This is a genomic window from Proteus columbae (genome assembly GCF_009914335.1).
In the GTDB taxonomy this organism is placed as follows: domain Bacteria; phylum Pseudomonadota; class Gammaproteobacteria; order Enterobacterales; family Enterobacteriaceae; genus Proteus.
In genome coordinates, this window is sequence record NZ_CP043925.1 from 456,028 (window position 1) to 478,361 (window position 22,334).

Below are 22,334 nucleotides of genomic sequence, written 5' to 3' on the forward strand. Positions count from 1 at the left end.
GTAATTAATAAAATATAATCATTTAGATTATAGATAGAGATTAATAAGTTTCAAATGTACAAAAAAAAGAGTGTAATAAAATAATTACACTCTTTTAGATAAGTAAGAAACTATTTTAGGGTTAAAGTATTTCTGGAATTGAAATACCGAGACGTTGCATCCGCGATAATAACGTTGTTCTTTTTAATCCTAGTTTTAAAGCAGCGCCTCTAGCGCCAGCAACTACACCATTGGTTTCTCTTAATGCTTGAATTATCCTTTCTCGCTCTTCATCATCGCTTTCTGGCGCATTCGTCTGCATGCGCTTTTCAATGGATGAAGGTTGAGTCAGTACCTGCTTTAAACGAGAGGGCTTGTTAATATGAAGCTCTTTTAACTGAAGGTTTAATGTTGATCCTCGCGTTAAAATAACGGCACGCTCAATAATATTTTCAAGTTCACGAACATTACCCGGCCATGGATAAAGTGTTAACTGCTCCAATGCGTTGGCAGGAATACAATCTATTTTTCTATCCATTCTACGCGCAATTTTTTGCGTAAAATGTTTAGCTAAAAGCGGAATATCTTCAGGTCGCTCTCTTAGTGGTGGAATAATAATAGGAAAAACATTAAGACGATAATAAAGATCTTCTCTAAATTCACCTTCATCTGTTAATTCATGCAGATCTTTATTGGTCGCTGCAATTAGCCTAACATCAACTGGGATCACTTTATTACCACCCAACCTTTCTATTTCTCGCTCTTGAAGAACGCGAAGCAATTTGGGTTGTAAGTCAATTGGCATATCACCAATTTCATCAAGAAATAGCGTGCTTTTATCTGCCATCTCAAATCGGCCAATATGTGTATTGGTTGCGCCTGTAAATGCGCCTTTATCATGACCAAAGAGATCACTTTCTAAAAGGCCAGAAGGTACTGCGGCACAGTTCATTTTTATCATCGACTTATTTTTTCGCAGACTTAGACGATGAATAGCGCGCGCAATTAATTCTTTACCCGTACCTGTTTCACCTAATATAAGTACAGTACTATCACTTTGTGCCACTAATTCAATTTGTTCTAGCACATTATGCATAGCGTCACTTTGATAAATAATCTCACTGAAGCATGCATTGTTATCTATTTGCTCATTAAGCCAAATATTCTCATTCTTTAAACTGTCTTTTAAATGTGTTATTTCTTCATAAGCCGCTGCATTTTCAATGGCGATACCAATACGAGCTGCAATTTGTTGTAGCAATTGGCAAGTATCGTTAGTAAAAACACTTCCTACTTCGTGCGCTAAAATTAATAAGCCTAGCGGTTTATGATTAAAAGCCAGTGGCAATAACAAAGCCGTCTGCATATTTTGCTTAACTAGACGCTTAATCAAAACATCTTCTTGATCTTCTTTATTAATATCAATTAAGACAGGTTTATTCTGATTAATAATTTCTTCTGCTTTGTTATTCGCGCTACTAAACTTACGTTGTTGGCGAATGACTGATTTCCCAGCCTGATAACGACTAGAATAAAGAATACCTTCACCACTATTTTGTGATGAGGTACGGCATAACATAAGACTAATATGATTCAGTCCAAAAAAACGATGTATTTCTTTAGAGACTTCAGAAATAAGACCATCCATGTCTAGATGAGCTAATACAGAATTTGTGATATCAACCAATATTCGATATTGGTTGCGCTCATTACGAAGGCTCTCCATAGTTTCAGCATTGTTACTGCTTAATTTCATGACACCACCGATTGCCCTAAAAAATTAGCTATATTGTAGTAGGTTTATAATAAATTTATATCAATGACTGAATCATTTTTGATCCAACCCGCTATTTTTGTATATGTAATGAAACTTAAGAATATAAATTTATCAAATCACTATATAATCAAATATATATCGATTTGTTTTATCGTCAAAATTGTCGAATAATTTGACGAAGTGACTTATTTATTAATTAATAATCATTTTTATTTGAAAATTATTTAATTGAAAAATAAGGAATAGTTATATCAAAAATATATTGGCATGAACCGTGCTAGATTCATTCTATTGATACTCTAATTATTACTCTTAATTAGAATAACTCGTTGCATTTATCGCCATATATAACGGCTATATATAACAAAGATCAGGAGAATATGATGAACCGTTTCATCATTGCAGACCCTAAAAAATGTATTGGTTGCCATACTTGTGAAGTGGCTTGTGTCGTGTCACATCAGCAAGAAGACCAAGATAATTTAGCCATTGAGCAAATTAGTGAGCAGAATTTCCAACCCCGAATTCATGTGGTCAAAGGATTTTCAATCAGTACGGCAGTTGTTTGTCATCAATGTGAAGATGCCCCTTGTGCTAATGTGTGTCCGAATGGCGCTATCATTCATAACAAAGATTATTATTATGTTGATCAGGAAAAATGTATAGGTTGTAAAACCTGTGTACTGGCTTGCCCTTATGGCACGATGGAAGTGGTTTCTCGTCCAGTTATGCGCAAATCAACCGCGCTCAATGCGATTGAGGCATTTAAAGCGGAAGCCAACAAATGCGACTTATGCCACCATCGTGAAGCGGGTCCCGCATGTATTGAAGTCTGCCCAACTCATGCTTTAGTGTGTATTGATAGAGATGCACTTGAAGAGATGGTTAAAGAGCGTCGTCGTAGAGCAGCTTTTGAAACCGGTGCTGAATTGTTGTTCTAAGATCAATAATAAAGCAACTATGTACTGATACTATAGTTGCTATTATTTATCCTGCTGCAATAAGGTATCGACATGCATGAAATTACGCTTTGCCAGAGCGCATTTGAGATAATAGATTCTCAAGCTAAATTAAATAATGCAAAAAAAGTAAAAAGTGTATGGATGGAATTGGGCGCATTATCTTGTGTTGAAGTCACTGCACTTGAGTTTTGCTTTGATATTGTTTGCAGAGACACCCTTGCCCAAGGTTGTGAATTACATATTGAGGTTATCCCCGCGAAAGCATGGTGTTGGGATTGTCATCAAGTTGTCACTGTTTCAACCTTTAATGCAGGTTGTCCGTCTTGTGGTAGCCAAAATTTGCGCGTTGAAAATGATGATGCAATGCGAATAAAGCAAATAGAGATCGAATAGGGGTTGTTATGTGTCTTGGTATTCCAGGTCAGGTTGTTGAAGTCGGAAAAACAATCACTGAAAATGCAATGGTCGATGTTTGTGGCGTTAAACGAGAAGTGAATATTGCGTTAGTCTGTGAGGGTGAGCCTCATACGATGATTGGCAAATGGGTACTGGTGCATGTTGGTTTCGCTATGAGTATCGTCAATGAAGAAGAAGCAAAAGAGACGCTAGATGCTCTGATGGCAATGGGAGAAGTTGAAGATGATGTCTCTGCTTTTCTTTATGGTGAAGAGGGTGCACCTAAAAAATTGAGTTAGCTTTGTACTATTGCACGATTAATTTCTTTTTCTTATACTAGAGCATATTGATCTTTCGAAAGCTGGGACGACCCAGCTTTTTGTTTTTGTATTCAGGGGACGACCCCAGCTTATCGAGTCGGGGAAGTTTATGTCTTGGATCATTCTTTTTATCGCGGGTTTATTAGAAATCGTTTGGGCTGTCGGTCTTAAATACACACACGGTTTTACGCGCTTAACACCTAGTATAATTACCATTAGCGCCATGGTTGTGAGCATGGGCATGTTATCTTATGCCATGAAAGGCTTACCTGCGGGTACGGCCTATGCGATTTGGACAGGTATAGGGGCTGTTGGTACTGCGATTTTTGGTATTTTAGTTTTTGGTGAGTCTGCCAATATTTATCGTTTATTGAGTTTAGCGATGATAATTTTGGGTATTATTGGTCTGAAATTGGCGAGTTAAATCTGATCATCTAGTGGGTATTCTCTTTTAGTTATTTATCATTAATGACTGAGCAATACTCTTAAATGAGGCAAAACAGGTATCGAAATTAGGGGTTTCAGTAGTAAATACCATTGGAGTAACGAAATCTATAAACCTTTGATAATATAATGGATTAGATTCTAACTCTGTCAAACCTAGTTGTAATTCTTGAATTGGAACAATAACAAAGTCTAAATGTTGCTTACCAAAACGTTTCACATCTTCTTGTAATACAATACGAAAAAGAGGTATCAGAGCTTTATAATCAAGCTGTTGGTCTATATTAATACAGTATATATCGTAGATATGGCGTACTAATGTAGGATCATCTTTACGCTTAGGATCTCGCTTAACTAGCATGGTGCGTCGTAGCATAGAAATGACTTTTTCAACTAATATAGATTGTACTGTGACACAGGCAAATTTACCGACTTCTTGAGATTGGCGATACAACTGTGCAACTAGCGATTGAATACTACGATGTTCTACTTGGAGTAGAGGAATGGTTTCGATTAACTCTAGTTTGATGATTGGACGTAAACAGGGGCTTGACTAAATTGCTGAGGGTATAGCGGTATTCATCACGAACTATTTTTTCTTCAATAGAAAAATGGCTTGATTGAAGGGTAAGAATATCTTCGATTTCTTTTAATAAGGCTTTACGTTTATCTCGAGAAAATGAGTTAAATACATCTGTTGGAATGAGTTTGATGTCAACATCTTCTGACATTCTGAATATTCTTACATGGGACTTAGCCAGTGCAGTTCCGCCAGAAAAGACCATTTGGTGTGTATCAAAATTAAGTGTCGCTAATTGAGCAAGTAAAGCAACTACCCAGTAATCTTTTTCAGGGATAGCAGGGTTTCCGAGCGCTAAAGCATCGGAAACCTCTAAAAATTGATTTTTTAATTTTATCATTTGCTATTTGGTGCGCTAAGGACTCGATTACCAATAACCAGCTTACGATTAAACTGTTTTGGATCCCACGAATACCTTACAGTTGAAGGGATTTGTGTGCTATTACCAGAAAGACTTTGCAAAGATAGCGCATCTATTTCAAAGTCTACGCCTTTCATCTTAAGAACTTCACGTAAAATAGCATCTGTACCACCTGGATTAGTTGGCATTAAGCGACCCGTGAGGCTGTTTTCCCGCGCTTTGGTGTAAAGACCATACCCAATTTTCATTAGGTTACCCTGCTTGATCAATTGATTAAGTGCGCGACCAATTTGGTCATAACTGGCAATATCTGCAAAATCTTTGCGTTCAAAGACATAACGCCTTGAACGCTTTAATTTTTGGTTAATTTGATTTGCGGCTGTCATAGAACCTCCTTTTATGTACAGAAAGCATACACGAGAGAACGTTACATAGGAAGAAATACGGCATTTTTTAAATAAAAAATACGGCATAAAAATAAAATAAATTATTATAATTTATTGATAATAAACAATTATTTATTTGATTTTAAATTATTATGTTATTAATAAAAATTCAGTGACCTATTTTACTAGATGGAACCTATTAATATTCATCATTACTGTATGTGTATTTGGGATAAGTAATTTTGATATTTTTTATTAAAGGATTTTTTAATAAGACATAAGTTGTTTAAATATACTTTAATAAGATAGATGTAATTAAAAAATTTCATAAAAAAAGCCACTCAATTGAGTGGCTTTTAATTTTTACGTTGACCCGTCCTGAATAAGGTTGACACTTTTCCAATCTGAAATTGGAGAGTGTAATGAAACCAATCACTAAACGAACTCAACGCGATTATTCTCTCGCTTTTAAATTACAGCTTGTTGACCAAGTTGAAAAAGGCGAAATAACCTATAAACAAGCCCAAGATCGCTATGGTATACAAGGATGCTCTACTGTTTTAGTTTGGCTTCGTAAGCATGGTAGGTTAGATTGGTCAAACGGTACCCCTGATACTTTTTATAGAGGTTCAGCTATGACCCAATCTTCTGAACAACAAACGCCGGAACAACGCATTAAGATCCTTGAAAAGGAACTTGAAGAGGCTCGGCTTAAATCCGATTTCTTCGAAGCAGTGGTTAAAGTCATGGATAGAGACTTTGGAGTTCGTTTGTCAAAAAAGCGCAAAGCCGAGTTATTAAAGAAAAAACGGTTAAAAACCTCACCGTAACAATTGCTTGCCGTTTTATGCAGATCAGCCGACAGGCTTATTACAAGAGACTGGATAGAACTGAGGAACGAAAGAAAGCCGATTCGGCCATCATTGATGCTGTTAAATCTGAACGAGTCTTACAACCTCGACTGGGTGGGCGTAAATTACATTTTATTTTAAAGCAAAAACAGATGGTTATTGGTCGTGATCGGCTATTTTCTTTATTGAAGGAACATCAGTTACTGGTGCCTAATAAACGGGCTTATCATCGAACAACCTTAAGCCATCATCGTTTTTATCGGCATCCAAATTTAATTAAGTCAGGGTTTATCCCCACACAACCAGAACAGCTTTGGGTAGCAGATATTACCTATTTATCGACGCATGAAGGTGATACTTATTTAAGTTTAATTACGGATGCGTATTCACGAAAAATCGTGGGATATCATTTAGATAACAATATGAAAACAAGTTCAGTGAAGAAATCGTTGGTTCAGGCGTTAAAAAAACGGACTTCGACAACTTCGTTAATCCATCATTCAGATCGAGGGATACAGTATTGTTCTTCGGAATATCAGGAGATACATAAAGAGCATAATATTCAATGTTCTATGACTGATGGGTATGATTGTTATCAAAATGCCTTAGCAGAACGAATTAATGGAATATTAAAAATGGAGTATCTACTGATAAAACCGAGTAATCTGGAACAAGCAAGAAAATTAGTAGAAGAATCAATCCAACTCTATAATGAAAAACGGCCACACTTATCGTTAAACTATAAAACGCCCGATGAAGTACATCGAGCGTTTTATGCCTGAAAAGTTGTCAACCTATATCAGGACTAGTCACGTATTAATCAATTACAGTGTAAATACACCAATGATAGCGATAACGCTGATAATTGCTGCACCACCATAAAATACCCATTTGCTTGCAGGTACATGCACTTTAAAATCGTGCAGAGTATGGTGAATACGGTGTAATGCACACCAAACTGGCAGAATAATCATTAGCAGTAAGAACAGACGGCCAATGATGCTTTGGCTAAATGCCATAATACGTTCATAAGTAAATGCTTCTGGCGCAATACCCATAGGGATTAGGATACCGAGCAGGATGATGATTGCTGGAGAAACAATCGCACTCCACATACCACCTGCACCAAATAATCCCCAGAAAATAGGTTCATCAGAGCGCTTAGGAAGTTGATTCTGATTCATTATTTCCTCCTGGGTTAAATTAACGCCACTGCCAGAATAGCGGCAGTAACAACGATAGTGACACCCCAGAAACCACGAACGATGGGTTCTTGTGGCATTTTTTCATCTTTAACAACGATAACCACTGCTTTTGGTGCAAGTTTGAACCAAGTTGCAGAGTGGAAGACCGTTGCAATTAGGGTCACAATGTTAATTAGCATTACAATTGGGTTGCTCAGGAATCCAACGAAACCTGCCCAACTTTCTGGTCCATTTTTCAGTGCGAATACACCAAACAGTACAACCAGACTGAACCAAAGTTGTGGAAGACAAGTCCCTTCACGGGTGATATAGAAACGATAGAATCCAAGTTTCGTCCACCAGTTTGGTTGCATGCCACGAACATAAGGCTTACGTTTTGTTGTCATGTCTTGTTTCCTCCTTAACGTGGTTTCAGCATCGCAATGACAAAGTCTTGCGCACTGGCTGCTTTACCTTGCTGAATAGCGGCAGCAGGATCCACATGTTTTGGACAGACTTCAGAACAGTAGCCAACAAAGGTACAAGACCAGACACCGTTCTCACCATTTAACTGAGGCATACGCTCTTTTGCCCCATGGTCGCGACTATCTGTGTTGTAACGTTGAGCTAATGTAATCGCTGCTGGGCCAATAAACTCTGGGTTTAGACCAAACTGCGGGCATGCTGCATAGCAAAGACCACAGTTGATACAACCAGAGAATTGGTGGTATTTCGCCATTTGAGCAGGAGTCTGTTTATTCGTCCCTTCTGAAGGCTTACGATCATTACCGATGATATAAGGTTTAATCGCTTCTAAGCTTTCAATAAAGTGAGTCATATCGACAACAAGGTCACGCTCAACTGGGAAGTTACCTAACGCTTCAACTCTTACACCGTCTGGATATTCACGAATAAACGTTTTACAAGCCAATTTAGGCACTTTGTTGACCATCATGCCGCAAGAGCCACAAATCGCCATACGGCAAGACCAACGATAAGAAAGATCAGGCGCTAAATTGTCTTTAATATAACCCAATGCGTCCAGTAATGAGGTTTGCTCATCATAAGGAACATCATAAGTGACGAAATGAGGCGCTTCGTCTGTTTCTGGGTTATAGCGCATGACTTCCATTTTAATGTGCTTCATGTCATCAGCCATTCGCTTTCTCCTTATTCTGCTTGTCTTGTGCAGTCGCTTCACCACCATAGACACGTTTAGCAGGAGCAGATTTCGTGATCTTCACATCGCTATATTCTAAACGAGGGGCACCTTCTGGGTTATAGAACGCCAGAGTATGTTTCAGGAAGTTCACGTCATCACGCTCAGTACAACCTTCGTCAAGACGTTGGTGTGCACCACGAGACTCTTTACGATTGATTGCGGAATGAGCCATACATTCAGCGACATCTAAACCAAAGCCAAGCTCAATTTTGTACAGTAAATCTGTATTAAAGACGCTACTCGTGTCTTTAATTTCAACGCGTTTGAAACGTTCTTTTAATTCAGCCAGTTTATCAATGGTTTTTTGCATTAATTCAGGTGTACGATAGATACCGCAACCTTCTTCCATTGATTCACCCATTTCGTCGCGAATTTGTGACCAGCTTTCAGAACCTTTTTGGTTCATCAGATTTTTCAGGCCATCTTCGATATCACGAGTACGAGCATCTAATGCTGATGCGTTAGCTGGTGCTGCTTCTTGTGCACAACGAACCGCTTCTTCACCAGCAAGACGACCGAATACAACCAGCTCTGCCAGTGAGTTAGAACCTAAACGGTTAGCGCCGTGTAAGCCAACAGATGAACATTCACCCACCGCAAACAGACCTTTAATACGAGTCTCAGTTTGTTGGTTAGTTTCGATACCACCCATAGTGTAGTGAGCAGTAGGACGAACAGGGATTGGTTCATTAACTGGGTCAACACCCACATACGCTTTTGCCAGTTCACAAATAAATGGCAGACGTTCATGAAGTTTTTTCGCACCCAGATGACGTAAGTCAAGATAAACAACGTCACCACGGTGAGTTTTGATGGTACGGCCTGCGCGCCACTCATGCCAGAAAGCTTGAGAAACTTTATCGCGAGGACCTAATTCCATGTATTTATTTTCTGGTTTACCTAATGGTGTTTCTGGTCCTAGGCCGTAATCTTGCAGATAACGATAGCCATCTTTATTGACCAGAATACCACCTTCACCACGACAACCTTCGGTCATCAGAATACCTGAACCTGGTAGACCAGTTGGGTGATATTGAACAAATTCCATATCACGCAGTGGAACGCCATGACGTAAAGCGATACCCATACCATCACCAGTAACAATACCGCCATTGGTATTGAAACGATAAACACGTCCCGCACCACCGGTTGCCATAATGACTGCGTTAGCACGAATTTGAACTTTCGTACCTTCCATCATATTAATAGCAACAAGACCACGAGCGTGACCTTCATCAACAAGAATATCGAGAACAAAGTGTTCGTCGAAACGTTGAATTTGTGGGTATTTTAAGGATGTTTGGAACAGGGTATGTAGCATATGGAAGCCGGTTTTATCGGCTGCGAACCAGGTCCGTTCGATCTTCATCCCACCAAAACGTCGGACGTTGACTGACCCGTCTTCTTTCCGGCTCCAAGGACAGCCCCAGAGTTCTAGTTGAGTCATCTCTGTTGGACAATGCTCAACGAAGTAATCGACGACATCCTGTTCACACAACCAGTCACCGCCTGAAACGGTATCATTGAAGTGGAAATCATAGGAGTCGTGAGCCTGAGTCACTGCTGCTGATCCGCCTTCTGCTGCCACGGTGTGGCTACGCATTGGGTAAACTTTTGAGATCAGAGCAATTTTCAGTTGAGGATTAGCTTCCGCTGCAGCTATTGCTGCTCGTAAGCCTGCGCCCCCGGCTCCGATTATCGCTATATCGGCATTAAAGGTTTGCACTGCGCTTCTCCATTGTTCAAGTGAAAATTGGAATAATTGTCTAGAATTCAATTCACTGACATTATTAATTTGTAATGCTATTTTTTTACGCTATCCGTAACGAAATTGTTTCACTACCTTGTGACTGCGCTTGATAACATCTTTATTATCATTGACTGTAATTTTAGTATAACGAAATGTAGGACACCGAAATTTGATATGAATGATGGTTTTCCCGTATTTCGCAAAAAAAGTGTGATCTATGCCAAGAATTCTGGGTTTAACTAATAAGCCACCAGAGAAACTTGAAGATTAAATAGAATATATTTTTCTAAATTGAAAATTTATAAATAGTAATGAATAACCTATTTTGAAAGTATAGATAACTTTAATTGAAAATGACAATGATTTTTCATTAAATGTTGATTTTAAAGGGTAAATGTTTTTATCTTTCTTAAGTCTAATTTAAATTAATAAAAGTCCATTTTAAAAACTAAAATAAATTTTTTACTATTTATCTAAAACAAATCGGTTTGTCTTGTTAATTGTTAATAAAATATTAATAATATTTCTAAAGGTTTTTAATACTCATCAAAATACGTAGATTTAAATAGAAAGTTAACTTTGAAGTTAAGATGAGTTTGGCTATTTAAATATAAGCATAATGTTAGTTTATTGTTATTTGTAATTGAGAAAAAGAATTATTCTAATTAACTCTTTTTATAAAAATAGCGAAAAAGCACTGAGTTTCTTACTCTAAACTGGTGTTTATTTAAACGATAAAAAGTGCCAAAAAGTAGATGTTTTGTAGAATTATATTTATTTATCTTATGTGTTTTTACTTAATAAAAGAAAAATCAGTGAAAAAATATAAAATGAAACCTCTCTTTATTAGGAGAAATTTGTCTGTTGAAGAGGATGCGAGTAAACTGCACGCTTTGTTTTCTGTTGGAGTTTTTCGTTCATGAGTGAAATCGCGGATTGGCAGCCAAGCGCCTCAATCGCCAACTTATTAAAAAAGGCGAAAATAGTCAGTAATATTAGGCGTTTTTTCACTGATCGTGGTGTATTAGAAGTTGAAACACCGATGATGAGCCAGGCTACCGTTACCGATGTTCATCTTTACCCATTTGAAACCCAATTTGTGGGGCCTGGTGCTTCTCAAGGGCTAAAACTTTATTTGATGACAAGCCCTGAATACCACATGAAGCGTTTATTAGCTGCAAACAGTGGGCCGATTTATCAAATGGGGCGTTGCTTCCGTAATGAGGAAGCCGGTAGATATCATAATCCGGAATTTACGATGCTTGAGTGGTATCGCCCTTGTTTTGATATGTACCGGTTGATGAATGAAGTCGATGATCTACTGCAAGAAGTGTTAGATTGTGAAGCGTCAGAGTCACTCTCTTATCAGCAAGCATTTTTGCGTTATCTCGATATTGACCCTTTATCTGTTGATAAAGAAAAATTGCGTGAAGTGGCTGCAAAACTGGATTTATCAAATATTGCAGATACTGAAGAAGATAAAGATACGCTACTTCAGTTGCTATTTGTTTCTGGAGTTGAACCTCATATCGGTTTAGAAAAGCCAACCTTTATCTATCATTTCCCTGCGTCACAAGCGTCATTGGCTGAAATCAGCTCTGAAGATCATCGTGTAGCAGAGCGTTTTGAAGTCTATTTTAAAGGTGTTGAGTTAGCGAACGGATTCCGTGAGTTGACGGATGCACAAGAGCAACGTCATCGCTTTGAACGTGATAATCGTCAGCGAGTGGCAATGGGATTACCAGAGCAACCTATTGATGAGCGCTTTTTAGCTGCTCTTGAAGCGGGACTACCTGAATGTTCGGGTGTAGCTTTAGGTGTTGATCGCCTTATTATGCTAGCACTGGGTGTTGAACGCCTTAGTGATGTTATTGCATTCCCTGTTTACAGGGCATAAATGCGATATCGATAATGCTAAAAAAGAGAGCTTAGGCTCTCTTTTATTTTTTGGATTTTCGGCTTTTTCTGCGTTTTTCTTCTGCTTCAAGGGCTTTTTCTTGAAACTTCGCAAACTTATTTCCTGTTACGTCTTTTATATAGCGATAATTAATAAACCAAAACGTAATACATGAAAATAAAATAACCCACCAAATTAACAGTAGCTTTAATGCAGAATTAACACCCAGCATTAAATTAAAGCTAATTAAGACCATTAAGCTGACAAATATCGAGCTAAATAACCCTCCTGCAATCTGCGACATATATTTTTTTAAAGGCGTGATACTGATTAATGGCAAAATAATTGCCATAGAGAACAGTACGCCAAATGTGGCAAACATAATAATCGAGATAGGTTCATTAAAGCTGAGAAACCAATCCGTTATACCAAAAAAAGAAAAGGGAATTTCTATCATGATATTGCCTCCCTACTAGGGCAAAAAAGAGGGATATCTTTAAATTTAAAAATAAACGTAAACACTATATTAGGAAAAATACGTATTTCAGTATTATAGAGAGTCACCGATTGATTGAAGAATTCTCGCCTGTCAGCTATGCATTCTTCTAATTCTTTCGCTTGTATTTGTAATAGGTGCAAATTTTTCCCACTGATAAGTTCAGGATATTTTTCAGCAATAATGAGTGATTTTTTTATTTGTGGTAATAACTGATTAGCTAAATTAACTTTTTCATCTAATACATCTGCATGTAAATAGTGATCTCTATTTTCAGCCAATTTTTCAAATAAGGCTTTCTCATGAACCATTGCTTTTTGTGTAATCACTATCAGCATGGGGATCAAGTCGGCTTGTTTTTTTAATAAAACATCAATGTTTGCAAAGGCTTTATAGCAATTATTTTTTAGCATCACCATGTTGTTATAAATCATCACTAATTGGCGTATTAAAAAATACACTAAGGTGAGAATAAAAATAATGAAAATAAGCCATTCCATAATAATTAATTACCAAGGTGAAGAGGTGTTATTAAAATAAAGCGTTAAGATGCCGTCTTGATATTCCATCGGTATTACTAAAATTGAAAAGATAACAAAAAGAGCAAGGATAACGATGATAGTCGCGTTACGACGTAAAGGACGCGCTTTGTTCCAACTAACAATATAATCTTGTGGCGATAAACCCAGTAGGTAATGAGGTGCTTTACGTGTGATAACCACTTCGCCATTGACGGACTCTGCATCACCAATTAATAAATATGTTGTATTTTTGTCTAAAATGTACTCTTTAAAACGTTTACTGTTGGATTCAAAATCTTGATGAGGTTTGATACCAAAGTGTATAAAAGGAGTATCAGCCGCAAGAACTTGAATTGATCCAGTATCATCTGTCATCGTGAAATTATTGATTTCTTTTTCGCAAAGCGTTTGCTGATAGCTTTTTTTACCTTCTTTGTCTGTGGATATGTCGTATTCATAATAGAAATAGCCATAACACTCTTTTTTACCTAATCGACTATTTAAGATTTTCCCCTCAGTTATCTTGCCTTCAATTTCAACAAGCCCAATGGCTAAAGAGCGAATTTTAGATGTCGCTAGAATTTTTTGAAAACGTAAAAAACGTTTTTCAGGTGTTCTTCTGACGATTTGGTAAACGAACATTAAAACGAAACTTAAAAAGAACAATCTTTGGTCGATAAATAAGCTGAAGCTTAAACTCAGCAATAAAAGGCTAATAAATACTGTGTTGATAAGTGCTGAAAATTTAGAGGTTCCTTCATTTTGTAATTGATGGTAATTCTTTATCGCTTTCTCTCCAATATTCGCAATATGGGTTGAAATACCATATGCAAATAGCAAAATAACAGCGAATGCAATTCCGGAGATAAGATTAACAACAGAGTCTTCGCCACTAGGATAAACGTCCGTTTCTCTCGAAAAAAACAGATAATTTCCAGCAGCAAAAGCAATCCCTAAAAAGGGAACAATACTCAAGCTGTTCTTCTTTTTTTGAGGACGTTTGCTGCGTAAAAAATAGATTAATACACCCACAGCACAGCCGATAAAAAAATAAATTAACACTGCAATTTATCCTTAATGCGGTTATTTAAAGTGAATTCCTTCAAATTTCATTTCTTCTTTTGGTATTTCTAGTAATTGCATACGTTCAAAGCGGAAAAGGCCAGCAATTAAGCTATCAGGAAACATCTCTATTGCAGTGTTGTAGTTAGTTGTTGCATCATTAAAGCCTTCACGACGTTGAGCAATTTTATTTTCTACATCACTTACACCTGTTTGAAGTAGTGCTAATTGCTCACCTGAAATTAACGTCGGATAATTTTCAGCAAGGGCAATCATGCCTCGCAGTGCTGTATTCATCTCATTTGTTGCGCTGATTTTTTCGTTAATATTTTGTGCTTTAAAATAGCGTTGTCTTGCATCACTTAATGCAATAAATACACCTTTTTCGTGCTCCATGGCTTTTTCAGCTATTGCCATTAATTGAGGAATTTGGTCAGCTCTTTGTTTTAAAATAACGTCAATATTCGCAAACTGATTACTTACTTGATTGCGTGTCGCAATAAGACGGTTGTAAATGGAAATTCCCCAACCAATAAAAAGAACGATAAGAACAAGTAAAATAATCGCCATTATTGTCATCGTGATCCCTTCCTCTAAATATTTAATAAATAATGATAGCTAAATTAAAAAGTGATTATAATTTCTAATTAAATTATTAGAATAAGTTAGAGAAAGATGAAGGAATATACAATCAGAAAGGGCGCAAATATCTAGGATACTCGTCATACTTCAAGGTGCAGCGTTGTTGACTACATTCATTCGTACTAGTCACATACTTATGTATGCTCCTAGCATCTCATTCATTTGTCGCCTAGCTGCATCTTGAATTATTTAGAGTATCTACTGGCTATACTCTAATAGCTACACATTGAATTATTTAGAATATCTACTTGTTAGACTGCAAGGTGCAGCGTTGTTGACTATATTCATTTGTCACCTAGCTGCACCTTGAATTATTTAAGCGTAAATAAAAAACGATGAGTTATTTAGCTTGTTTTTGTAAGAATTTAACCCCTAAATCAGGGAAGTCTGTAAAGACACCCTCAGCACCTGCTTGGTTATAAATGATGTCGTAAAGCTGATCACCATCTTTTGCGTATTTAGGCAGTTTATCAATACGAACAGTAAACGGATGAATGGTTAGTTTATTAGCATGCGCATCAGCAGCCATTCCCGTTAAGGTGATTTTTTCTGGTGTTGAATTTTCTTCGACTAACATGTGGTAGTCAGGGCCAATACCATCGGCATAAGTGGCAATTTCTTTCATTGCACCTGGCTTAAACATCCACTCATAGCTGTAGTTTGTCCATGTTCCATCAGGTTGTTTTTCATAAGTCTCATTCCAGTCTGTATAGGCAATTAACTGAACGAGTTTTAAATCCATACCCATTTTAGGCATCAATTCTGTTTTGATGCGTTTTAGGTCGTTAGCATCGAAAGATTGCAGATAAACATTGTCGGTTTTTTTCGTGTAACCATATTGTTTAAGCACTTCGAGCACTTTAGAGGTAATGTCTTTGCCTTCTTGTTCATGGAACCAAGGCGCTTTAATTTCAGGGTAAATACCAATATCTTGACCCGTTGATTTGTTTAAACCTTGAACAAATTCAATCTCTTCTTGGAATGTGTGTACACGGAAATCGGATTTGCCCATAGGGAAACGGTTTGGATAACTTTGGACTTTTTTACCGTCAACAATGTCAAAACCTTCGGTAAATTTTAGTCCTTTGATCTCTTCAAGCGTAAAGTCGATAGCGTAATAACGACCATCTTTTCTTGCTCTATTTGGATAACGTTCAGCCACATCTGTTACACGATCAAGATAGTGATCATGTAAGACAACCAGTTCGTTATCTTTTGTCATCACTAAGTCTTGTTCGAGATAATCTGCGCCTTGAGCATAAGCTAATGCTTTGGCAGGAAGCGTATGTTCAGGCAAATAACCACTTGCACCTCGGTGAGCGATAACGACCTTATCACTTGCCGCTTGTGCGATTGCACTTAAAGATAGAGTTAAAAGAACGCCTGCAACTAACGGTTTTATTCTAAAAGATGTACTCATAAAGCTGCTCCATTTTAATTCTATGTACAACAAAGTTATGTACAGTTGGCAATAAAAAAGCCACATCAAAACAGTTGATGTGGCTTGGTTTTTAGAGATGAGATTTAACTAATTTCATAAATAATCAGTTAGCGATTATTCGTACTTCTGAAGCATTTCACGTTTGTGTTTGGTTTCAGTAACCATCACGATAAGTAATAACACAACAGATAGTGCACTACCGCCGATCATGACCATAAAGCCGCCATCCCAACCGAAGTAGTCAACGGTGTAACCTACGATAGCACTCGCCGCAACAGAGCCACCTAAGTAACCGAATAGACCGGTAAAGCCTGCTGCTGTACCTGCTGCTTTTTTCGGTGCAAGCTCTAGTGCATGCAGACCAATCAACATAACAGGACCGTAGATTAAGAAACCGATGATTAACATACATGCCATATCAACATTCGGGTTACCCGCTGGGTTCATCCAGAATACGATAGTTGCGATAGTTACTAAGGTCATGAAGAACACGCCTGTTGCACCACGGTTACCTCTGAATACTTTATCCGACATCCAACCACACAGCAGTGTGCCTGGGATACCAGCGTATTCATATAAGAAGTAAGCCCATGATGATTTATCCATTGCGAAGTCTTTTACTTCACGCAGATAAGTCGGTGACCAGTCCAGTACGCCATAACGCAGTAAGTAAACAAACACGTTAGCAATTGCAATCATCCACAGAAGTTTGTTAGGGAACACATACTTCATAAAGATTTCTTTTGCAGTCAGCTCTTGTTCGTCAGTTTCTTTATAATCAGGTGGATAGTCGTTTTTGTATTCTTCAATTGGTGGAAGACCACAAGATTGCGGGGTATCACGCATTAATGCGAATGCAATCATAGCAACTAAGATTGCGGCAAATGCTGGCATATATAACGCTGCTTTCCAGTCGTTAAACCACGCCATACCTAATAAGAATAGTAATGGAGGTAAGCCACCACCAACGTTATGCGCACAGTTCCAAATAGAAACAATACCGCCACGTTCTTTTTGTGACCACCAGTGCACCATAGTACGTCCACAAGGAGGCCAACCCATACCTTGGAACCAACCACAAAGGAACAACAGAACGAACATTACCATAATGCTCGAAGTTGCCCATGGTACAAAGCCCATAAATAGCATCACTGCGGACGCTAAAATAAGACCTGCTGGTAAGAAATAACGAGGGTTAGCACGGTCAGAGAATGAGCCCATGATAAACTTAGAGAAACCGTAAGCAATCGAGATCCCTGATAAAGCAAAACCTAGGTCACCTTTAGAAAACCCTTCTTCTACAAGATAAGGCATTGCTAACGCAAAGTTTTTTCTTACTAAATAATAAGCAGCATAACCGAAGAAAATCCCCATAAAGATCTGCCAACGCAGACGACGATAGACAGGATCTATCTGCTCTTTTGGCAAACGCGCTTTATGTGGCGCAGGTCTAAACAGACTTAACATATTAGCCTCCGATGGCTTTTATTTTAATATGTTGATATTAAATAATGACAAAACGAACAGTGAAGTTATCAAAAAATTTTCTTTAACGAACTTAATAGTAAACTTATACAATCAAATTTACTGTGAGGTATTACTCAGTTGTCGAATAATTTTTCAAGATGTGCAATTTTGAGTGATATGTTAACTTTATCAAATACTTTTTGTTAAATAATTTGTGATTAGTATCACACTTGTGGTTTTAATTTTTCACTCGTGAGCGTTTCTCTTTCGTTTTTGCTCATTATCAAACATTAACCACATTTTTTGTGTATCTTATACACTATAATTAACGCTAAAGAATAAATAAGCGTTTGTTGAATGTAATGTGAGAGGGCATCTCTATGATGAGCGGTTCACCAGTGACAGAAACTGATGTCATTATTATTGGCGGGGGAGCAACCGGTGCAGGCATGGCAAGAGACTGTGCACGCCGTGGATTACGTTGCGTTCTGCTTGAAAGGCATGATATTGCAACCGGTGCAACCGGTCGAAATCATGGATTGTTACACAGTGGTGCGCGTTATGCAGTAACAGACCCAGAGTCAGCGCGTGAGTGTATTGAAGAAAACATGGTTTTAAAACGGGTCGCTCGTCATTGTGTTGAAAAAACGGATGGCCTTTTTATTACCCTTCCTGAAGATTCTTTAGAGTTTCAACAGACCTTTATTCAATCTTGCCAAGCAGCAGGTATTGATGCTCAAGCGATTTCACCCGAAGAAGCTATTTGCTTAGAGCCATCTGTTAACCCAAATTTAATCGGCGCGGTTAAAGTGCCAGATGGTACTGTCGATCCTTTCCGTTTAACTGCCGCAAATATGTTAGATGCTCGCGAACATGGCGCCCAAGTACTGACTTACCATGAAGTTGTTGGACTTATTCGTGAAGGCGACCGTGTTAAAGGTGTGAAAGTTTACGATCATCAAGCGAAAAAACTGTATGAAATTCGTGCGCAAATAGTGGCAAATGCAGGGGGAATTTGGGGGCAAAAAATCGCTGAATATGGCGAGTTAAAAGTTCGTATGTTCCCAGCCAAAGGTGCGTTGTTGATTTTGGGTCATCGTATTAACAATATGGTGATCAACCGTTGTCGTAAACCTGCGGATGCCGATATTTTAGTGCCTGGCGATACCATTTCATTAATTGGTACAACATCAACACGAGTACCTTACGATGAAATCGACAATATGTATGTCACCCCTGAAGAAGTCGATATTCTCATCCGTGAAGGCTCAATGTTAGCGCCAAAACTGGCTCAAACTCGCATTTTACGTGCTTATGCTGGTGTGCGTCCTTTAGTTGCAAGTGATGATGATCCATCTGGTCGTAATGTTAGCCGTGGTATTGTTTTACTCGACCATGCGCAACGTGATGGATTAGAAGGCTTTATTACCATTACTGGCGGTAAATTAATGACTTACCGTTTAATGGCTGAATGGGCAACAGATAAAATCTGCGAAAAATTAAATGTCTTTGCTAAATGTACAACCGCAGAAGAAGCCTTACCGGGCTCTCGCCAATCTGCAGAGCAAGCATTACGTAGCGTTGTTTCATTACCTGCGCCAATTCGTGGTTCTGCGGTTTATCGCCACGGTGATTTAGCGAATAAATTATTGAGTAATGAACGTAGCGATAAGAGTTTAGTCTGTGAATGTGAAGCCGTTACGGCGGGGGAAGTTCGCTATGCGGTTAACTCTTTAACTGTCAATAACTTACTTGATTTACGCCGCCGTACTCGCGTGGGTATGGGAACATGCCAAGGTGAACTTTGTGCTTGTCGTGCAGCGGGTTTATTAAACCGTTTACAAGTCACTACTCCTCACGAATCAGAACAGCAGCTTGCCCATTTCTTAAATGAGCGTTGGAAAGGTATTCGACCAATTGCTTGGGGTAATGCGTTACGTGAGAGTGAATTCACCAGTTGGGTTTACCAAGGTTTATGTGGTTTAGATGCTGATATGATTGAAAAAACAGCTTCAGCGGAGGCAGATAATGAAATTTGACGTCATCATTATAGGTAGCGGGCTTGCAGGATTAACCGCAGGTATTCGTCTTGCTGAAGCAGGTAAGTCTTGCGCAATTATCAGTAATGGTCAAAGCGCACTACATTTTTCATCAGGTTCGCTAGATCTATTAACTCATCTTCCTGATGGTTCGTTAGTGACTCAACCTAAAAAAGCGTTAGCAGCATTGGCTGAGCTTGCTCCGAAACATCCTTATAGTCGTATGGGTGAAACTCAGGTTTCAACCTTAATTGAACAGGCTCAAGCATTATTATCAAGTACGAAAGGCCTTGAATATCAAGGTAATGGTGATGAAAACCATTATCGTATTACACCCGTTGGGCGTTCACGTATGAGTTGGATGAGCCCAAAACGTGTGCCAACGCATGGTGTTGATCAAGCGTTGCCATGGAAAAAGCTGGCTGTTGTTGGAATCGAAGGCTTCTTAGATTTTCAGCCACAATTTGCAAGCAATACGCTGAATGAGCAAGGTGTTGAGTCTATTCCTTATCATATCCACTTACCGCTATTAGACAGATTGCGTGATAATCCAAGTGAATTTAGAGCAGTCAATATTGCGCGCTATTTAGATAAACCTGAAAACACTAAAGCGTTAGCGGAAGAGCTGAAAAAGCATATCGATGATAGTGTTGAAGCAATTATTTTACCTGCATGTATTGGACTGGATGCTGAAGAGCCAGTGATGCTACTTCAACAACTTGTCGGTAAACCTATCTGTTTATTACCGACATTGCCGCCATCACTATTAGGTATTCGCTTACATCAAGCATTAAAACTGCGTTTCCAAAAAGCTGGCGGTTTAATAATGCCGGGCGATCGTGCAGAACAAGTTGATTTAGTAGGGAATAAAGTTACAGGTATTCATACTCGAAACCATACTGACATTCCGATTCGCAGTGAGCATGTTGTATTGGCAACGGGCAGCTTCTTCAATAATGGGTTAATTGCAGAGTTTGATCGTGTCTATGAACCTTTGATGGAACTTGATTTGCTAGAAACATTACCTCGCAATGAGTGGACACAAAAGAATGTCTTTGCGAAACAGCCTTATATGCGATTTGGTGTTGATACAGATAGTCAATTAAGACCGATGAAATATGGCGAAGTCTTAGAGAATGTTTACGCCGTAGGTGCTGTATTAGGTGGGTTTGACCCGCTTAATGAAGGTTGTGGTGCAGGTGTTTCAATGATCAGCGCACTTTATGCAGCGCAGCAAATTTTACAGCACAATAAATCAGAACAGACCACATCTGCGGTTGTGGAGGCAGCACAATGAGTTTACATGATAACAGTTTTGAAGCGTGCATTAAGTGTACTGTTTGTACGACTTACTGCCCTGTTGCAAAAGTAAATCCACTTTATCCGGGTCCTAAACAAGCGGGTCCTGATGGTGAGCGTTTACGCTTAAAAGATCCGATGCTTTATGATGAAGCATTGAAATATTGCACCAATTGTAAGCGTTGTGAAGTTGCTTGTCCGTCAGATGTGAAGATTGGTGACATCATTTCGCGTGCGAAACTGAACTACAATACAAAAACACCAAAACTTCGTGATGCTATTTTAAGTCATACGGATCTCATGGGCACATTATCAACGCCAATGGCGCCGATAGTAAATACCATTACAGGATTAAAACCTGTACGCAAGATCTTGGATAAAGCACTTAAAATCGACCATCGTCGCGAATTACCAAAATACTCTTTTGGTACATTTAGAACATGGATGAAAAAACAAGTTGAAGAGCAGGCGCGTTTTAAAGATCAAGTTGCCTTCTTTCATGGTTGTTATGCTAACTATAACCACCCACAATTAGGGAAAGATTTAGTTAAAGTATTCAACAAAATGGAGATTGGTGTTCAGTTATTAAAACGTGAAAAATGCTGTGGTGTTGCATTAATTGCGAATGGTTTTGTTAAACAAGCTAAAAAACAAGCCGCGGTAAACCTTGAATCTCTGACAGAAAAAATTGTTGAAAACAATATTCCTGTTGTTGCAACATCATCAACCTGTACTTTCACTATTCGTGATGAGTATGAACATATCCTTGATGTTGATACATCAAAAGTACGTGAAAACATTGAATTAGCAACACGTTATATTTATCGCTTATTAGAAGAAGGTCGTGAATTACCACTGAAACACACTCCGTTAAAAGTGGCGTATCACACACCTTGTCATATGGAAAAAATGGGATGGACAGCGTATTCCATTGATTTAATTAAGCGTATCCCTGGTGTTGAAGTCATTGTTTTAGATTCTCAATGCTGTGGTATTGCCGGAACTTACGGTTTTAAATCTGAAAACTACGATGTTGCTCAAGGCATTGGTGCGGGCTTATTCCGCCAGATTGAAGAGAGTGGCTGTGATTTGGTAATTACAGACTGTGAAACCTGTAAATGGCAAATTGAGATGTCAACGACGAAAAAATGTGAACACCCTATTAGTTTATTAGCAAGAGCATTATAAGTACTACCTATTCGATAATAAAAAATAATTGATTACTAAGATAACAAGCAGCTAGGGAATAAAAGAGGAT

The 22,334-nt window shown here is 38.3% G+C and carries 23 protein-coding genes; 9 read left to right on the top strand and 14 right to left on the bottom strand.

All coding sequences use genetic code 11. The features are described from left to right. Nucleotides 1-121 precede the first annotated feature (121 nt). Nucleotides 122-1,735 carry a sigma 54-interacting transcriptional regulator gene (locus tag F1325_RS02190; RefSeq protein WP_109374304.1) on the bottom strand — a complete coding sequence of 538 codons (1,614 nt, stop codon included), beginning with the start codon at nt 1,733-1,735 and terminating at the stop codon, nt 122-124. Nucleotides 1,736-2,139: 404 nt separating this feature from the next. On the opposite strand from F1325_RS02190, the gene hydN reads away from it, so the two are divergent. From hydN to sugE, 4 genes are all read left to right on the top strand, one after another. Then, the gene (gene hydN / locus F1325_RS02195) at nt 2,140-2,697 is read left to right on the top strand and encodes an electron transport protein HydN (RefSeq protein WP_109374305.1); all 558 of its coding nucleotides are present in this window, start codon (nt 2,140-2,142) and stop codon (nt 2,695-2,697) included. 72 nt (nt 2,698-2,769) lie between these two features. After that, complete coding sequence (gene hypA / locus F1325_RS02200) at nt 2,770-3,111, top strand: hydrogenase maturation nickel metallochaperone HypA (RefSeq protein WP_109374306.1); 342 nt, start codon at nt 2,770-2,772, stop codon at nt 3,109-3,111. An 8-nt stretch (nt 3,112-3,119) separates the two neighbouring features. Next, complete coding sequence (hybG, locus tag F1325_RS02205) at nt 3,120-3,413, top strand: hydrogenase maturation factor HybG (RefSeq protein ID WP_160229939.1); 294 nt, start codon at nt 3,120-3,122, stop codon at nt 3,411-3,413. 130 nt (nt 3,414-3,543) lie between these two features. Continuing rightward, a complete protein-coding gene (gene sugE / locus F1325_RS02210) occupies nt 3,544-3,858 on the top strand; it encodes a quaternary ammonium compound efflux SMR transporter SugE (RefSeq protein ID WP_160229940.1) in 315 nt (104 codons plus the stop codon). Nucleotides 3,859-3,885: 27 nt separating this feature from the next. On the opposite strand, the gene F1325_RS19465 is transcribed toward sugE, so the two are convergent. From F1325_RS19465 to F1325_RS02220, 3 genes are read right to left on the bottom strand one after another with little or no spacing between them, the layout of a single operon-like run. Then, on the bottom strand, nt 3,886-4,410 hold the full coding sequence (locus tag F1325_RS19465) for a nucleotidyl transferase AbiEii/AbiGii toxin family protein (RefSeq protein WP_196564497.1): 525 nt from the start codon (nt 4,408-4,410) through the stop codon (nt 3,886-3,888). After that, on the bottom strand, nt 4,355-4,798 hold the full coding sequence (locus tag F1325_RS19470) for a nucleotidyl transferase AbiEii/AbiGii toxin family protein (protein WP_196564491.1): 444 nt from the start codon (nt 4,796-4,798) through the stop codon (nt 4,355-4,357). The genes F1325_RS19465 and F1325_RS19470 overlap by 56 nt, the downstream gene beginning before the upstream one ends. Next, the gene (locus F1325_RS02220) at nt 4,795-5,205 is read right to left on the bottom strand and encodes a DUF6088 family protein (protein WP_160229941.1); all 411 of its coding nucleotides are present in this window, start codon (nt 5,203-5,205) and stop codon (nt 4,795-4,797) included. Before F1325_RS02220 ends, F1325_RS19470 begins: the two co-directional genes overlap by 4 nt. Before the next feature lie 422 nt (nt 5,206-5,627). Between F1325_RS02220 and F1325_RS02225 the strand changes: the two genes are divergently transcribed. Continuing rightward, nucleotides 5,628-6,838, top strand: a protein-coding gene (locus F1325_RS02225) for an IS3 family transposase (protein WP_160229872.1) whose coding sequence is annotated in 2 segments (ribosomal slippage) — nt 5,628-5,970 and nt 5,970-6,838 — 1,212 coding nt in all. Because the reading frame shifts where the segments join, the coding sequence is not laid out codon by codon here. A 42-nt stretch (nt 6,839-6,880) separates the two neighbouring features. Here the strand turns inward: F1325_RS02225 and frdD are convergent. Genes frdD through frdA form a run of 4 tightly spaced genes read right to left on the bottom strand, consistent with a single transcriptional unit; the run spans nt 6,881 to nt 10,188 of the window. Then, nucleotides 6,881-7,240 carry a fumarate reductase subunit FrdD gene (frdD, locus tag F1325_RS02230; protein ID WP_006535438.1) on the bottom strand — a complete coding sequence of 120 codons (360 nt, stop codon included), beginning with the start codon at nt 7,238-7,240 and terminating at the stop codon, nt 6,881-6,883. 14 nt (nt 7,241-7,254) lie between these two features. Continuing rightward, complete coding sequence (gene frdC, locus F1325_RS02235) at nt 7,255-7,647, bottom strand: fumarate reductase subunit FrdC (protein ID WP_088493866.1); 393 nt, start codon at nt 7,645-7,647, stop codon at nt 7,255-7,257. 14 nt (nt 7,648-7,661) lie between these two features. Further along, a complete protein-coding gene (locus F1325_RS02240) occupies nt 7,662-8,399 on the bottom strand; it encodes a succinate dehydrogenase/fumarate reductase iron-sulfur subunit (RefSeq protein ID WP_075672948.1) in 738 nt (245 codons plus the stop codon). Next, the gene (frdA, locus tag F1325_RS02245; RefSeq protein WP_109374308.1) at nt 8,392-10,188 is read right to left on the bottom strand and encodes a fumarate reductase (quinol) flavoprotein subunit; all 1,797 of its coding nucleotides are present in this window, start codon (nt 10,186-10,188) and stop codon (nt 8,392-8,394) included. Before frdA ends, F1325_RS02240 begins: the two co-directional genes overlap by 8 nt. Before the next feature lie 943 nt (nt 10,189-11,131). Here frdA and epmA point away from each other — a divergent pair. Continuing rightward, nucleotides 11,132-12,109 (top strand): elongation factor P--(R)-beta-lysine ligase, encoded by a 978-nt coding sequence (gene epmA, locus F1325_RS02250; RefSeq protein ID WP_023583702.1) that lies wholly within the window; start codon nt 11,132-11,134, stop codon nt 12,107-12,109. Nucleotides 12,110-12,152: 43 nt separating this feature from the next. Here the strand turns inward: epmA and F1325_RS02255 are convergent, their stop codons facing one another. The 6 genes from F1325_RS02255 to glpT form a co-directional block, all read right to left on the bottom strand. Continuing rightward, nucleotides 12,153-12,566: a hypothetical protein gene (locus F1325_RS02255; protein ID WP_109374309.1), complete on the bottom strand. Its 414-nt coding sequence runs from the start codon at nt 12,564-12,566 to the stop codon at nt 12,153-12,155. Next, nucleotides 12,563-13,105, bottom strand: a complete 543-nt coding sequence (locus F1325_RS02260; RefSeq protein WP_109374310.1) for a LemA family protein — start codon at nt 13,103-13,105, stop codon at nt 12,563-12,565. Before F1325_RS02260 ends, F1325_RS02255 begins: the two co-directional genes overlap by 4 nt. Nucleotides 13,106-13,114: 9 nt before the next feature. Then, nucleotides 13,115-14,188 carry a hypothetical protein gene (locus tag F1325_RS02265; protein ID WP_160229942.1) on the bottom strand — a complete coding sequence of 358 codons (1,074 nt, stop codon included), beginning with the start codon at nt 14,186-14,188 and terminating at the stop codon, nt 13,115-13,117. A gap of 21 nt (nt 14,189-14,209) precedes the next feature. Beyond that, nucleotides 14,210-14,767 carry a LemA family protein gene (locus tag F1325_RS02270; RefSeq protein WP_160229943.1) on the bottom strand — a complete coding sequence of 186 codons (558 nt, stop codon included), beginning with the start codon at nt 14,765-14,767 and terminating at the stop codon, nt 14,210-14,212. Nucleotides 14,768-15,170: 403 nt separating this feature from the next. Further along, complete coding sequence (gene glpQ / locus F1325_RS02275; protein WP_109372059.1) at nt 15,171-16,250, bottom strand: glycerophosphodiester phosphodiesterase; 1,080 nt, start codon at nt 16,248-16,250, stop codon at nt 15,171-15,173. A gap of 135 nt (nt 16,251-16,385) precedes the next feature. Next, the gene (glpT, locus tag F1325_RS02280; protein WP_072063819.1) at nt 16,386-17,738 is read right to left on the bottom strand and encodes a glycerol-3-phosphate transporter; all 1,353 of its coding nucleotides are present in this window, start codon (nt 17,736-17,738) and stop codon (nt 16,386-16,388) included. 380 nt (nt 17,739-18,118) lie between these two features. Here glpT and glpA point away from each other — a divergent pair, with 380 nt between their 5' ends. Genes glpA through glpC form a run of 3 tightly spaced genes read left to right on the top strand, consistent with a single transcriptional unit; the run spans nt 18,119 to nt 22,264 of the window. Then, on the top strand, nt 18,119-19,777 hold the full coding sequence (glpA, locus tag F1325_RS02285) for an anaerobic glycerol-3-phosphate dehydrogenase subunit A (RefSeq protein WP_208797905.1): 1,659 nt from the start codon (nt 18,119-18,121) through the stop codon (nt 19,775-19,777). Beyond that, a complete protein-coding gene (gene glpB, locus F1325_RS02290; protein WP_109372057.1) occupies nt 19,767-21,074 on the top strand; it encodes a glycerol-3-phosphate dehydrogenase subunit GlpB in 1,308 nt (435 codons plus the stop codon). The genes glpA and glpB overlap by 11 nt, the downstream gene beginning before the upstream one ends. Further along, nucleotides 21,071-22,264 carry an anaerobic glycerol-3-phosphate dehydrogenase subunit GlpC gene (gene glpC / locus F1325_RS02295; RefSeq protein ID WP_088493856.1) on the top strand — a complete coding sequence of 398 codons (1,194 nt, stop codon included), beginning with the start codon at nt 21,071-21,073 and terminating at the stop codon, nt 22,262-22,264. The genes glpB and glpC overlap by 4 nt, the downstream gene beginning before the upstream one ends. The last annotated feature ends 70 nt before the right edge of the window (nt 22,265-22,334 follow it).

What these genes read in the sequence shown, in the direction of transcription:
- hydN (WP_109374305.1), top strand. Translation starts at nt 2,140, where the DNA reads ATGAACCGTTTCATCATTGCAGACCCTAAAAAATGTATTGGTTGCCAT.
- F1325_RS02220 (WP_160229941.1), bottom strand. Translation starts at nt 5,205, where the DNA reads ATGACAGCCGCAAATCAAATTAACCAAAAATTAAAGCGTTCAAGGCGT.
- F1325_RS02255 (WP_109374309.1), bottom strand. Translation starts at nt 12,566, where the DNA reads ATGATAGAAATTCCCTTTTCTTTTTTTGGTATAACGGATTGGTTTCTC.
- sugE (WP_160229940.1), top strand. Translation starts at nt 3,544, where the DNA reads ATGTCTTGGATCATTCTTTTTATCGCGGGTTTATTAGAAATCGTTTGG.
- glpT (WP_072063819.1), bottom strand. Translation starts at nt 17,738, where the DNA reads ATGTTAAGTCTGTTTAGACCTGCGCCACATAAAGCGCGTTTGCCAAAA.
- hybG (WP_160229939.1), top strand. Translation starts at nt 3,120, where the DNA reads ATGTGTCTTGGTATTCCAGGTCAGGTTGTTGAAGTCGGAAAAACAATC.
- F1325_RS02270 (WP_160229943.1), bottom strand. Translation starts at nt 14,767, where the DNA reads ATGACAATAATGGCGATTATTTTACTTGTTCTTATCGTTCTTTTTATT.
- F1325_RS02240 (WP_075672948.1), bottom strand. Translation starts at nt 8,399, where the DNA reads ATGGCTGATGACATGAAGCACATTAAAATGGAAGTCATGCGCTATAAC.
- epmA (WP_023583702.1), top strand. Translation starts at nt 11,132, where the DNA reads ATGAGTGAAATCGCGGATTGGCAGCCAAGCGCCTCAATCGCCAACTTA.
- frdC (WP_088493866.1), bottom strand. Translation starts at nt 7,647, where the DNA reads ATGACAACAAAACGTAAGCCTTATGTTCGTGGCATGCAACCAAACTGG.
- frdD (WP_006535438.1), bottom strand. Translation starts at nt 7,240, where the DNA reads ATGAATCAGAATCAACTTCCTAAGCGCTCTGATGAACCTATTTTCTGG.
- hypA (WP_109374306.1), top strand. Translation starts at nt 2,770, where the DNA reads ATGCATGAAATTACGCTTTGCCAGAGCGCATTTGAGATAATAGATTCT.
- glpC (WP_088493856.1), top strand. Translation starts at nt 21,071, where the DNA reads ATGAGTTTACATGATAACAGTTTTGAAGCGTGCATTAAGTGTACTGTT.
- F1325_RS02190 (WP_109374304.1), bottom strand. Translation starts at nt 1,735, where the DNA reads ATGAAATTAAGCAGTAACAATGCTGAAACTATGGAGAGCCTTCGTAAT.
- glpQ (WP_109372059.1), bottom strand. Translation starts at nt 16,250, where the DNA reads ATGAGTACATCTTTTAGAATAAAACCGTTAGTTGCAGGCGTTCTTTTA.
- glpA (WP_208797905.1), top strand. Translation starts at nt 18,119, where the DNA reads ATGATGAGCGGTTCACCAGTGACAGAAACTGATGTCATTATTATTGGC.
- glpB (WP_109372057.1), top strand. Translation starts at nt 19,767, where the DNA reads ATGAAATTTGACGTCATCATTATAGGTAGCGGGCTTGCAGGATTAACC.
- F1325_RS19470 (WP_196564491.1), bottom strand. Translation starts at nt 4,798, where the DNA reads ATGATAAAATTAAAAAATCAATTTTTAGAGGTTTCCGATGCTTTAGCG.
- F1325_RS02260 (WP_109374310.1), bottom strand. Translation starts at nt 13,105, where the DNA reads ATGGAATGGCTTATTTTCATTATTTTTATTCTCACCTTAGTGTATTTT.